Raw genomic sequence first — 12,769 nt, forward strand, 5'->3', positions numbered from 1 at the left:
TGTCATATTGAACTCCTCCTTGTATGCTGGCATTTGCTGCCTGATAAAACTATTATACGGGCTGAATCCAATAAGGCACACCTGTTTTTTTACAATTCCTTCTATTCATTTTTTTCAGTTATAATAGAAGGTGAATCCATTTAAGGAGAGGTTTTAGATGAAGCTATTTCGATTTGATTCAGCCGGCAAAGAGGTTTCAAAATTTGGCAGCCTGAACAGCTATTATACTCTTTTATCCAGAGAAATCACGGTTACGGTAGGCTGCATGCATCTGAAGGAGGACAGCGTCCTTGGCATGCATCCTGCGGCCTGCCCGCAGCTTTTCCTGATTGTTTCGGGGGAGGGCTGGGTAAGGATTGCAGATGGAGAGCGAATAGCTGTAGGTCCTGGAACGGCTGTTTTCTGGGAAGATGGGGAAGAACATGAATCCGGCTCTGCTCTTGGCATGACCGCCGTTATTATTGAAGGCCCCGGACTTGAGCCTTCTTCGCAGCTTCAGCCTCTCTGAAGAACAAAAGCGCAAGCGCCTTGATTACCCTTAAGGAACGCAGACTAGGAACGCCGCGTCCTGTGGCAACGTCTGCATGACCAGCTTCCTGGGGGCCTTAAGACGAACCTCCCGGAAAGGCGTTCTTTGCCTTTTTGGGATGTTTAGCTTGTGAACTTGGCGCAGCTGCTGGACGTGGATCAAGGATTAATAATATTCCACAAGACTTACAATTTTTAAATTTCCTGCACAATAAGGAAGCCCGCTCTGTTAATCCGGGCGGGCTGTTCCTTCCAGAAGAGGCTCGTACATCATAATGGCATGGTTCTCTGTTACATATTCGTCTTCATAAAGCTTTCCCTGCCGGTTATAGGACCTGCGGAAGATTTCATTATGGCGGACATATCCGCCCCAATATGCAGGCGTGATGGCATGGCTCCGTTCATACACCATATACGTGTATAAAGGCTCTGAAACTGTCCGCCACTCGCCGCATAAATACTCATCCGTCAGATACAGGATCAGCTGATAAGGCTCTTCAGTATGATTGGTAATTTGCAGGTCCAGATAATTATAGGCACATGTAGCGCCGCTCCCAAACGGCTGGGTGCGGTTTGAGTCCGGGAATACATCATAGCTGTGGCGGTGCCTTTCTGTCACTGTCAGCGGAGTATGCAGTGTCATCCAATAAATCAGATTGGAAAGCTGGCAGAGACCTCCCCCCGTTCCCATCTTAAAGCTGCCGCAATGAAGAATCATGCCGGGCTGGTATCCTTTTCTTGCAGTCGGCCTGCCTATAAGCTTCCAGTAGCTGAATGTTTCCCCGGGATAAATGACGATCGAGTTCAGACGCTCAACCGCAATTTTCAGGTTTTTGATTTTATTATATTGATAGGCCATGTCTACGTCCTTCAGCTTTCTGAGAAGGGGGGTCTGGTGCCTGAATACCGGATATGGCAGAGCGGCTGCTTCTTTTTTGCTGCTGTATGTACGGGCTTCTGCCAGCCAGCGGCCATATCTTTTCCAGGTGTAAAACCACGTGCCGGCTCTAATTCTTAAGTCTGAACGTTTTTTGGGGCGCAATTCGGCAATATTCATCCATGACACCTCGCTTAAAAATAAAACAAAAGGGATAGCATTCATATGGGGTCTGTTCATTTCCGTTCCAGGCACTTCGCTTTCCGCGGGGCGACGCTGAGCCTCCTCACGCTGCGCGCTGCGGGGTATCAGCATTGCCGCTGCTTTCCCACAGGAGTCTACGTGCCTTCCACTCCAATAAACAGAGGCTCCTGAACTTTTATTTACTCTTAACAAAAAAATAGAGTCTGAATGTCCCCATTCCATGAAAGACTCAAGGATGTATTCCCAAGGAGGATATAAAAATGATCAGAACAGCTTCAAAAGCAATCATTATACAGAATGGCTGCCTGCTTGCCATCAAGATGCATGACAGCGGGGAGGATTTCTATGTCCTTCCGGGGGGCGGCCAGGAAAACGGTGAAAATCTGCATGCCAATCTGCAGCGCGAATGCCTGGAAGAAATCGGCGTACCTGTCGAGATCGGCAGCCTGCTGTTTGTTCGTGATTATATCGGCAGCAATCATGGCTATGAACCTCACGCAGGACAGCATCAAGTAGAATTCTTTTTTGCCTGCTGCATCCAGGACGGAGGCTCTCCGGCATCAGGAAGCATCCCGGATAAAAATCAGGTTGGAATTGAATGGCTTCCCCTAAAAGAATTGGCAGACTGCCCTTTATTTCCTGCCCCCATCAGGGAGCTGATCATCAGGCATGCAGATGGTGAAACAGGGCTGCCTGTTTATATGGGGGATGTCAATTGACTGAAGAAATAGTTTTGGAAAATACTTCTTAATTTTAACATAAAATGCTGAGGACCATCGGCCTCAGCATTCTTTAATTACCTTTGAAAAATTTCTTCAAAAAACCAGCCACTCCCTTTTTTGCCTTTTTCTCAGGAGCTTCCTTTCCAGCCTTGTCACTGCTAATATAAATCTCTTCCTTATCTATCGCATGATCATAAGCAAGGACAAGACCGATTTCCGTATTGTGCTCTTTGTTTGTAACAATGGTATATTCGACTCCGAATTTTGACGCGAGCTTAATATACTTGGACAGATAAGAGTAATTCATGTTCCCGTTTAAGTATAGATGGGCAGACGGGTTCTCCTTCAGCGCAGCTTCAACCTCACGGTGCGTCCCTTCCCTTCTGACTTGGGGCTGGGTGAGTGCAATCACAATCCGCTCCCTGATCGTTCCGAGGAATTTTCTTCGTTCATCCGGTTTTGTCTGCTTCTGCCCATACATTCCCTGCTTCACATAATCATCCACATTTTGGGGCATCTCCACACCTCCTCTAGTATGAGCCTACTATTATGTATGTAAATTTGTCTAAGATTGTGATGCTCCTCTTTTTACTATTCCTTTTCCCGGATAAAAAAAACCCTCCTTTGCCCAAGGAGGGAAATCAAAATGCTATTGGGACACCGTAAACTGATCTTCCTCAGTCGAACCCTTTAGCGCAGTTGTTGAGGATGTGCCTCCGGAAACAACCATGGAAACCTGGTCAAAATAACCTGTGCCCACCTCGCGCTGATGGCGGGTGGCCGTATAGCCGAATTCCTCGCTGGCGAATTCTCTTTGCTGCAGCTCGGAATAGGCAGCCATCCCCCTGTCTTTATAGCCCCGTGCCAGTTCAAACATGCTGTGGTTCAAAGCATGGAATCCTGCCAGTGTGACAAATTGGAATTTATAGCCCATGCTGCCGAGCTCTTTTTGGAATTTCGCTATTGTTTCATCATCCAGCTTTTTCTTCCAGTTGAATGAAGGTGAGCAGTTGTAGGCAAGCAATTTTCCCGGGAACCTTTCATGGATGGCTTCTGCAAACCTTCTCGCCTCCTCCAGATCCGGTTCGGATGTCTCACACCAAATCAAATCCGCGTAAGGGGCATAGGCAAGCCCGCGGGCGATGGCCTGATCAAGCCCTGCCCTGGTCCGGAAAAAGCCTTCCGGTGTCCTCTCACCCATGATGAACGCGTGATCATATGGATCAACATCACTTGTGATCAAATCAGCCGCATTGGCATCTGTCCGTGCCACCAGCACAGTCGGGACATCCATTACATCTGCCGCCAGCCTGGCAGCGATCAGATTTTTTACAGCTGTCTGTGTCGGCAGGAGCACCTTTCCGCCAAGATGGCCGCATTTCTTTTCTGAGGAAAGCTGGTCTTCAAAATGGACACCAGCCGCTCCTGCTTCAATCATCCCTTTCATCAGCTCAAATACATTCAGCTGCCCCCCGAAGCCGGCTTCTGCATCGGCAACAATCGGGGCAAACCAGTCAATAGAATGGTCACCTTCGCTGTGTGTAATCTGATCAGCCCGCTGCAGCGCCTGATTGATCCGTTTGACCACCTGCGGAACACTGTTGGCAGGATAAAGGCTTTGATCAGGGTACATATGGCCTGAAAGATTGGCATCTGCCGCCACCTGCCATCCGCTCAAATAAATCGCCTTCAGACCCGCTTTTACCTGCTGGACCGCCTGATTGCCTGTCAGTGCTCCCAGTGCATTCACAAAATCTTCCTCATGAACCAGATTCCACAGCTTATCGGCGCCCCTTCTGGCCAATGTGTGTTCAATTTGAACCGTCCCTCGCAGCCTTAATACATCCTCCGCAGAATAAGGACGCTCAATTCCCTTCCACCGATCCTCCATTTCCCACTTCTCCTGAATTGCTGCAGCTGTGTTAGTAACCATTCCAACTCCTCCTTTATGTTATAATACAGAAAAATATTTACATTTTGTATTATATAACAGCTGTCGAGAGATTGAAAAGAGTTTTTGTTAAATTTTCTGAAACTTCCCGCAAAAAAAAGCTGATGAGAGATCTCATCAGCTTTTTTCCCGTTTATTCCCGATCGCTCTCTACTGCTTCTTCAAATTCTTCCCTGATCACCTTGTCCGGCTGATTGCCGATAAGGCTGAAGATTATAATGGCCAGAAGAGCGAGGAAGAAGCCAGGGACAATTTCATACAGCTCAAACGGGATGATTTCTTTATCAGTCAGCTGTTTCCAGACGACCACCGTGATGGCACCGGTAAGCATACCTGCAAGCGCGCCGTTGCGTGTCATCCGTTTCCAATACAGGGACAAAAGAACAACCGGACCGAATGCAGCGCCGAATCCGCCCCATGCATAGCTGACCAGATCGAGGATCGAAGCCCCTCCGTTTTTCGGATTGCCGGTATAAGCCAGAAGAATCGCAATCAATGCAATGACGATGACACCGATGCGCCCGACCCAGACAAGCTCTTTATCACTCGCATTTTTGCGGATGATGCCTTTATAAAAGTCCTCCGCCAAAGCACTCGATGATACAAGCAGCTGGGAATCAATCGTACTCATGATGGCTGACAGGATTGCAGCCAGCAGGATGCCTGATACCCATGGATTAAACAGGATATCGGCGAAGAAAATGAATACCTTTTCGCTATTATCCACGTCTCCCTGGATCAGGGGGTTTTCCGCAAATGACGGAATTCCTACAAGACCGACCAAAATGGCGCCGATAATGGAAATGGTCATCCAGGACATCCCATAAAAACGTGCTTTAGGAATTTCCTTTGTAGATCTGATGGCCATAAATCGGGTAATGATATGCGGCTGACCGAAATAGCCAAGCCCCCAAGCCATCAGAGAAACGATTCCCAGGCCTGACATCGTATCAATTGGATCCAGATAAGACGGATCGATGGACCGGACTGTATCAATCGTTTCTCCCCACCCGCCAAGCTTTGCGAAAGCCACAATCGGTACAATCACAAGTGCCAGGAACATCAGAAGGCCCTGGAAAAAGTCAGTCCAGCTGACAGCCAGGAAGCCGCCAAGGAAAGTATAGGAAATGATGACAATCGCCCCAATCAGCAGAGCTGTATTATACGTCATCCCAAAGGTCTCCTGGAAAAGCAGGGCTCCTCCTACCAGACCCGATGAAGCATAAAAGGTGAAAAAGATTAATATGACGAGAGCGGATATAACACGGAGAAGCCGTGATCCATCCTTAAAGCGGTTTTCAAAAAAGTCGGGGACTGTGATGGAGTCATTCGCAACCTCCGTATAGGCACGCAGCCTGGAAGCAACAAATTTCCAGTTGAGATAAGCACCAATAATTAAGCCTACACACATCCAAATAGAATCAAGTCCTGTTGCATAAGCAAGGCCCGGGAGTCCAAGCAGCAGCCAGGAGCTCATATCTGAAGCACCAGCACTAAGGGCTGTCACTCCAGGCCCAAGGCTTCTACCTCCGAGAACATAGTCAGACAGATTGCTTGTCAGTTTATAAGAAATAAGTCCAATTGCAAGCATTCCAATTAAATACACAATAAAAGTAATTAACGTAGCCGTTTCCATTGTTTTAAAGCATTCTCCTTTCCATAACTAAGATATTTAAATACGAGTATCATTTTCTATGCAGTATTTCTGCAACCTTATGCAGGGATCATCATTTGAAAAAATACTGAAAGAAAACAATCCTCACTCCCGCCGTTTAACAGCCGTTAATAAGCGTAACACAGATACATAATCAGAACAGGGAGAAAATTCAGTTTTCCATGACGTCTTTTATATTTATTCACTAAATTTGCATATATAATTAAGAAAACGGTTATACACGAGTATCTATTCATCTAAATTTATAAAATTAAGTCATCATTTTCTCTGGAATATAAAAAAGCAGGCCATAATAGCCTGCCATTCAATAGATGAATTTTTTCAATCAAAAGAGGATGCCTTTGCCTTTTCAAACTCTTCTTCAATTTCCTTATCCGGTGAAGAAGATGCCAGACTGAAAATAATAATGGCTGCAGTACATACCAGAAAGCCAGGAACAATTTCATATAAATCAAAGATGCCGCCCTTCAATTTTTCCCAAATGACAACAGTGGCAGCACCGGAAATAAGCCCTGCGAGTGCCCCATTCCTTGTCATTCGCTTCCAGAAAAGCGACAGGATAATCACTGGACCGAATGCCGCGCCAAATCCGCCCCACGCATAGCTAACAAGATCAAGGACAGAGCTTTCCGGGTTCATGGCAAGAATGATGGCAATCAGGGCAATCACAATGACCGAGATCCTGCCGACCCATACAAGCTCCTTTTCTCCGGCTCCCTTCCTGAAGACTGCCTTATAGAAATCTTCGGCCACAGCACTTGAGGACACAAGCAGCTGGGAATCAATTGTACTCATAATCGCTGAAAGGATCGCAGCAAGAAGAATGCCAGAGATCCAAGGATTGAAAAGCAGAGAGCTAAAATCCATAAAGACGGTTTCCGAATCCTTTAACGGCGTATCCGCAAAATAAGCAATGCCTGCAAAACCAGTAAATATAGCACCAAACAGCCCTGCAATCATCCATACCATCCCGATCAGCCTTGCCATCGGCACATCCCTGGTTGATCTCAATGCCATAAAACGGGTGATGATATGCGGCTGCCCAAAGTAACCGAGGCCCCAGGCCATTGAAGATATGATCCCGATTGCAGTAGTGCCGGCAAAAACATCAAGGCCGTCCGGCTTAATGCTTCCCACCTTATCAACAGCCTCACTCCATCCGCCGACTTCGCTGATGGCCGCTATCGGGACAATGAGAAGGGCAATGAACATTAGGATTCCCTGCACAAAGTCAGTCCAGCTTACTGCGAGAAAGCCGCCAAGGAAAGTATAGGAAATGATGACAATGGCTCCGATCCACAAGGCTGCTTCATACTGCAGACCAAAGGAATTTTCAAACAGCTTGCCTCCTGCCACCATTCCTGATGAAGCATAAAAGGTAAAAAATAATAAAATAACAAATGCAGAAATCACCCTCAGCACTTTTGAATGGTCCCTGAAGCGATTCTCAAGATAATCAGGAATCGTAATGGAATTTCGTGAAACCTCTGTATAGGCCCTCAGCCTTCTTGCAACAAACTGCCAGTTCAAATAAGCGCCTGCAGATAGGCCGATGCAGATCCAGACAGCAGAAAATCCTGAAACATAGGCCGCGCCCGGCAATCCCAGGAGAAGCCAGCCGCTCATGTCAGAGGCCCCGGCGCTTAGCGCTGCTACACCCGGCCCCAGGCTCCTCCCGCCTAAAACATAATCAGACAGATTGCTGGTCATCCGGTAAAAAAACAGGCCAATTGCCAGCATCCCGGCCAAATAGACAATAAAAGTAACCAATGTAGCCGTAGACATCATCTTTCCATTCTCCTCTCCGTAAAATACGTAACGATAGAAAGCAAAATCAATGCCGGCATCGGCACAAACAGCCAGAAAATCGTCATCCCGCTCAAGCCCATCTCCCGTCACCTCCATTTTTTTAGTAAAAGCCTCTTCCTCAAACGATTGATTAATTCCTGTTCCACCCTCCTACCAAGCGGCTTTAAGAGGGTAAAACTAATAAAATTATACACAATTAATTTAATAGTATAAATATTAAGATAAAAACATGACTATCCTACTAGAAGAGCGCATGCGCCTTGATCACCCTTAGGAACGCAGACTAAGAACGCCACGTCCTGCTGCAACGTCTGCATGACCCGCATCCTGGGGCCTCAAGTCGAACCTCCCGGAAAGGCGTTCTTTGCCTTCTTGGGAGGTTCGTCTTGTGACCTCGAGGGGGTAGTCGCTGGAGCTGGACGTTGATCAAGAAATACTAATCATCCACAAGAATTACAATTTATAAATTCCTTAACAAGCACAAAAAGCCCGCATCCCATATTGGGATGCGGGCATGTCCGGCAGTCCGGATTAGTACATTTCAGAAGTTGTCTTCGCCTGCATATGCAGAAGGATATAATCAGGTCCTCCAGCTTTTGAATCTGTACCAGACATGTTGAAACCGCCGAATGGCTGGTATCCAACGATTGCTCCTGTACAGCCGCGGTTGAAATACAGATTCCCGACATGGAAATCTTCGCGCGCTTTCTGGATGTTTTCACGGTTCGTAGTGATGACCGCACCTGTTAAGCCGTACTCTGTATTATTGGCAATTTCCAATGCATGGTCAAAGTCTTTAGCCTTTGTAAAGCCTACAACCGGACCAAAGATTTCTTCCTGCATCAAACGTGCATCAGGAGCAAGGTCAGCGAACACAGTCGGTTTGATGAAGTAGCCTTTAGAGCTGTCCCCTTCTCCGCCTGTCATCAGCTTGCCTTCTTCTTTGCCGATTTCAACATAGCTCATAATCTTGTCAAATGCATTCTGGTCGATAACAGGACCCATGAAATTGCTCTTGTCTTCCGGGTTGCCCTGTGTCAGATCATTTGTCAGCTCAACCACGCGGTTAAGCACTTGATCGTACACATCCTCTACCACCACTGCGCGTGAGCAGGCTGAGCATTTCTGACCGGAGAAACCGAATGCGGAAGCAACGATTGACTGTGCAGCAAGCTCAAGATCTGCCTCTTTGTCAACAACAATTGTATCTTTTCCGCCCATTTCCGCAATCACGCGCTTCAGCCAGATCTGGCCATCATTCAACTTAGATGCACGTTCATTGATGCGCAGACCAACATCACGTGATCCTGTGAATGAAATAAAGCGAGTGTCCTTATGGTCAACCAGATAGTCGCCCACTTCTGCACCGCTTCCAGGTACAAAGTTCAGGACGCCCTTCGGAAGGCCTGCCTGTTCCATGACTTCAACGAATTTCGCTGCAACCACAGGAGTAGTTGAAGCCGGCTTCAGCAGTACAGTGTTTCCGGCAACAATCGCAGCCACAGTCGTACCAGCCATGATGGCAAGCGGGAAGTTCCAAGGTGAAATAACGATGCCCACGCCCAATGGAATATAATCATAGCGGTTATATTCATTCGGACGGCTGTTCACTGGCATGCCGTCTTTCACTTTCAGAGCTTGACGTGCATAGTACTCAAGGAAGTCAATTGCTTCCGCTGTATCTGCATCAGCCTCATTCCAAGGCTTGCCCGCTTCCTTTGTCAGCAAAGCAGAGAACTCATGCTTGCGGCGGCGGATAATCGCTGCTGCCTTGAAAAGCACATCAGCACGCGTCTCAGGCTTCACTTTTCTCCAAGTCTTAAAAGCTTCAACAGCGGCCTGCATTGCCTGCTCGGCATGCTCCTGCGTCGCCTTTGATACACGGCCGATCACTTCTTCTTTATTAGAAGGATTATAGGAAACTATTTTATCTTCAGTCGACACGCGCTCTCCGCCAATCAGCAGATCATAATCCTGGCCAAGATAGCCCTCAACAGTCTTTAATCCCTGCAGGTAGCCCTCGCGCTCTTCTTCAACAGAAAAATTAGTAAAAGGTTCATGCTTGTAAGGTTGTACCATTTATAACGCCTCCTATGTACTAAAACGTTTACATCCAGGTTCCATTTTAACATGACTTTCTATTTATCTCCAACATTCTGAGAAATGTTTATTTTTCCAAAAGTTCTGCAGGTTGTTATTTTAATATATAAATCCTTCCCTTTGTTTTTCCATCTGGCTGTACATGATGGAGCAGCCGCCCTGCCAGCTGCAGGGATGAAACTTGCAAAAAATGCCTGGCCTCTCCGTTTGTAATTGCCGGCCCTATTAATAAGCGATAATCATCCAAAGCAGGCAAATGGCAATCCGCAGCTTTGAAATGGCATTGGGGACATAACCATGTTCCATGTGACCTTCCCATCGGAAGAGCTTGGCAGGATGGACAAAATACACCTGTAATAAGCTCAGCTTTCCTAATATCATATTGTTCAAGGATATCTGCATTTAGAGGGGTATGTTTCTTGAGGATCAGGCGGCTTAGCTTCTTCCATTGTTTATCATCCAGGCAGCTCTCTCTCTGGTTTAATTCAAGCTTCTTTATTTTAGCCGAAAGTGCTTCGCTATGAAGAATGATTTTGGAGATCGATTCGTTTTTGGGGCTTGTCTTCAATAGAGTGTATGGGCTGCTTATGACTATGAGGGATTCAATAGGAATGGGGGGATAGTTCTGCTTCCTGAGCCAGCTGGCCATGAGGGATTTATGTCGCTGAATCTGGATAAGCGGGTCAGGAAATGCTTCCTCCTTCTCGTTTTGCGTCCGGATCAGCTGCTGAAACACGGGATCAAAATACAAGGTTCCAGCCATATTCTTAACTTCAATAGTGACGATGAACTCTTTGGATAAGAGGAGGAAATCCATTTGGAAAAAATGCTCCTTTTCCTGCAGACGGATATCATGGAAAATTAAATACTTATCTTCCGGAAGAAAACCGAGCTGGTACTCTACCGAAAGCTCTCCTCTGTAACCGGCAAGCCCCTTCGCCAATTTTTCCTGGATAAGCTGGTATTTGGGGTGGCTTTGCGGCAGTTGCCGGTGAAGGGCCTGCAGCTTTTGCAGTTTTAAAGGCATTTCTATTTTTTTTAGAATCATAGGAAGCTCCTTTCTTATTTTCTAGTATTTATATACTTGGTTTGGGGGTGGAAATCCTGTTTTTATTGGGAAATTTGTTTGAGCTTTTGGAGAGGGGGGGGCAGGCGACCAGGAGGAGCAGCATATGAGTCATTCTCGGGAGTGGTTGGGCGGCTGGCGGGGCAGTTTGTATTACGGGGGCTTTTTTTGTAAATTAAATGAGCTTTTTTCTATAATTGCCTATTTTTCAGGCGATTTTTACATAAATGAGCCAGCGCGGACTTGCCAAGCTCTCTATTGGCTTATCAGCTCGTTTTGAAGTGAGGTCGAAGAGAGCTTTTTCATCATTTTAAGGCTTAATCTACCGAATCGGGTCTTTTTTCTACCGATTCGCAGAATAATTTCATTAATTCAGCTTGTTTTTTAATTAATTTACGAATTTTTCTACCAAATCACTCCTGACGGTCCTCTTATCGGGCTGAATCCACGCCCTCTGAAAGGCTCTCTGATAGCTCATTTTGAGGGGCTTTTTCACCATTCCGCAGCTTTTTCTACCGACTGGCGCCTTTTTCTACCGAACCGCGCAATCATTTAACCGATTGAGCTAACTTTTCTACCAAATCCACGCGTTTATCTGCCAACTCCCGCTCCCGCCCCACAAAAAAAACAAGCAGCCCCCCAACCGGCTGCTTGTCTCTTCTACTGCTGATAAATATGCACAAATGGTTCCTGGTCTCCGGCTTTCCGGACGATGAGTGCTTCCGGGCCGTTGACGGAGGTGACGCTGACCTGGACGGATATATAGTCAGGGAAATGCTTCATGACGAGTCCGGTCACATATTGGGTAAAGCCTATGCCTTCTGCTTTCCCGTAGAATTGAATCGGGATTTCAATGTTCAGCTCCTGGAGCTGATCCTGAGCATAGAAGGCTTTCCCGATGACCCCGTTGAAGTTCGGGAAGTATTTTTCGACGTCCTGCTTGAAGTTAAGGAATGAGGTGACGTCTTCCCTGTGATCTTCGGTGGCTCCAGGGGATGGGAATAGCACATATTCTTCATCTACGTTTTCCCAGCCGCCTAGCTTGCTGCTTCCTTTGTCCGCCTGGGCATAGGCAAAGAAAGTGCCAGGCACGACTGATTTATTGCTTTCCTGCTCGAAAAGGGCGATGGTGATCGGTACATTTTTAAGCTCGTCCATGCTGCGGAGTCTGCTTAATACCTGATCGGCAATCTGCTTTCCTTCTTTTTCAAGGGTGGCATGATCGATTTTTTTCTCAAAAACGTCTCCATACTCCACTGTTCTGTAGTAGTGAACAGAGTTCAATGCGAGACCGATGACGACTCCTCCGAGATAGGCTTTGCCATCTTCATTTACCAGGTGGTAGTTATGCTCAAGGATATGGGCCAGGTAAATCGGATTTCTTTCTTCCCTCGATTTGATGTCGCCTTTCTCGTCATCCACTGGATTCAGGCCAAGATTGTCTTTTTCCTCGAGATTCTTTTCCTTCAGCTGTGCGGCCGTATATTTGCGGCTCAGCCATTTGCTGACCATGTCTCTTTTTAGAAATTGGCCTTCCTGGAAAAAGTATTTATCGGTATCAAATGAATTTTGGGCCACCCTCATAAGGCCCGTCTCGAATTCATTCAGGTCATATCTTGTATTAATATTGTTGACTACTAGGCCGCGCGCTTCACTAGGCTTAAATGGCGACAATACCCGATAATACTGATCAGAAATCTTATAGTTTGGAATAATCGCATTCTCCTTTGAGTCATCCTGCTCCTGCACCACTTCCTCCTGCTTCTGGAAGTTAGGGGCGCAGCCTGTCAGCAAAAGGACAAGGGACAAGGCGATTATTGATGTTCTTCTCACTGCT

At 46.7% G+C, this 12,769-nt stretch carries 10 protein-coding genes; 2 read left to right on the forward strand and 8 right to left on the reverse strand.

Annotated features, from left to right (window positions below):
* Positions 1-157: 157 nt before the first annotated feature.
* Complete coding sequence (locus tag CYJ37_RS23070; protein WP_094769550.1) at positions 158-508, forward strand: cupin domain-containing protein; 351 nt, start codon at positions 158-160, stop codon at positions 506-508.
* A 249-nt stretch (positions 509-757) separates the two neighbouring features.
* On the opposite strand, the gene CYJ37_RS23075 is transcribed toward CYJ37_RS23070, so the two are convergent.
* Positions 758-1,585, reverse strand: a complete 828-nt coding sequence (locus tag CYJ37_RS23075) for a VanW family protein (protein ID WP_101552166.1) — start codon at positions 1,583-1,585, stop codon at positions 758-760.
* Between the two features lie 284 nt (positions 1,586-1,869).
* On the opposite strand from CYJ37_RS23075, the gene CYJ37_RS23080 reads away from it, so the two are divergent.
* A complete protein-coding gene (locus CYJ37_RS23080; protein WP_009792541.1) occupies positions 1,870-2,328 on the forward strand; it encodes an NUDIX domain-containing protein in 459 nt (152 codons plus the stop codon).
* A 73-nt stretch (positions 2,329-2,401) separates the two neighbouring features.
* Here the strand turns inward: CYJ37_RS23080 and CYJ37_RS23085 are convergent, their stop codons facing one another.
* The 7 genes from CYJ37_RS23085 to CYJ37_RS23115 all read right to left on the reverse strand — a co-directional run bounded on the left by CYJ37_RS23085 (position 2,402) and on the right by CYJ37_RS23115 (position 12,765).
* The gene (locus CYJ37_RS23085) at positions 2,402-2,848 is read right to left on the reverse strand and encodes a YueI family protein (protein WP_009792542.1); all 447 of its coding nucleotides are present in this window, start codon (positions 2,846-2,848) and stop codon (positions 2,402-2,404) included.
* 132 nt (positions 2,849-2,980) lie between these two features.
* Entirely contained in the window at positions 2,981-4,264 is a 1,284-nt protein-coding gene (aceA, locus tag CYJ37_RS23090; RefSeq protein WP_101552116.1) for an isocitrate lyase, read from the reverse strand.
* A gap of 151 nt (positions 4,265-4,415) precedes the next feature.
* The gene (putP, locus tag CYJ37_RS23095; RefSeq protein WP_009792544.1) at positions 4,416-5,918 is read right to left on the reverse strand and encodes a sodium/proline symporter PutP; all 1,503 of its coding nucleotides are present in this window, start codon (positions 5,916-5,918) and stop codon (positions 4,416-4,418) included.
* A 360-nt stretch (positions 5,919-6,278) separates the two neighbouring features.
* Positions 6,279-7,742: a sodium/proline symporter PutP gene (gene putP / locus CYJ37_RS23100; RefSeq protein WP_094769571.1), complete on the reverse strand. Its 1,464-nt coding sequence runs from the start codon at positions 7,740-7,742 to the stop codon at positions 6,279-6,281.
* Between the two features lie 555 nt (positions 7,743-8,297).
* Positions 8,298-9,845, reverse strand: coding sequence for an L-glutamate gamma-semialdehyde dehydrogenase (gene pruA / locus CYJ37_RS23105; protein ID WP_009792546.1), 1,548 nt, complete (start codon positions 9,843-9,845; stop codon positions 8,298-8,300).
* Positions 9,846-9,960: 115 nt separating this feature from the next.
* Positions 9,961-10,914, reverse strand: a complete 954-nt coding sequence (locus tag CYJ37_RS23110) for a nuclease-related domain-containing protein (protein WP_101552118.1) — start codon at positions 10,912-10,914, stop codon at positions 9,961-9,963.
* A gap of 678 nt (positions 10,915-11,592) precedes the next feature.
* Positions 11,593-12,765 (reverse strand): CamS family sex pheromone protein, encoded by a 1,173-nt coding sequence (locus tag CYJ37_RS23115; RefSeq protein ID WP_101552119.1) that lies wholly within the window; start codon positions 12,763-12,765, stop codon positions 11,593-11,595.
* Positions 12,766-12,769: the final 4 nt, after the last annotated feature.

Source organism: Bacillus sp. UMB0728 (genome assembly GCF_002858875.1).
GTDB lineage: Bacteria > Bacillota > Bacilli > Bacillales > Cytobacillaceae > Bacillus_AB > Bacillus_AB infantis.

What these genes read in the sequence shown, in the direction of transcription:
- CYJ37_RS23070 (WP_094769550.1), top strand. Translation starts at nt 158, where the DNA reads ATGAAGCTATTTCGATTTGATTCAGCCGGCAAAGAGGTTTCAAAATTT.
- CYJ37_RS23075 (WP_101552166.1), bottom strand. Translation starts at nt 1,585, where the DNA reads ATGAATATTGCCGAATTGCGCCCCAAAAAACGTTCAGACTTAAGAATT.
- CYJ37_RS23080 (WP_009792541.1), top strand. Translation starts at nt 1,870, where the DNA reads ATGATCAGAACAGCTTCAAAAGCAATCATTATACAGAATGGCTGCCTG.
- CYJ37_RS23085 (WP_009792542.1), bottom strand. Translation starts at nt 2,848, where the DNA reads ATGCCCCAAAATGTGGATGATTATGTGAAGCAGGGAATGTATGGGCAG.
- aceA (WP_101552116.1), bottom strand. Translation starts at nt 4,264, where the DNA reads ATGGTTACTAACACAGCTGCAGCAATTCAGGAGAAGTGGGAAATGGAG.
- putP (WP_009792544.1), bottom strand. Translation starts at nt 5,918, where the DNA reads ATGGAAACGGCTACGTTAATTACTTTTATTGTGTATTTAATTGGAATG.
- putP (WP_094769571.1), bottom strand. Translation starts at nt 7,742, where the DNA reads ATGTCTACGGCTACATTGGTTACTTTTATTGTCTATTTGGCCGGGATG.
- pruA (WP_009792546.1), bottom strand. Translation starts at nt 9,845, where the DNA reads ATGGTACAACCTTACAAGCATGAACCTTTTACTAATTTTTCTGTTGAA.
- CYJ37_RS23110 (WP_101552118.1), bottom strand. Translation starts at nt 10,914, where the DNA reads ATGATTCTAAAAAAAATAGAAATGCCTTTAAAACTGCAAAAGCTGCAG.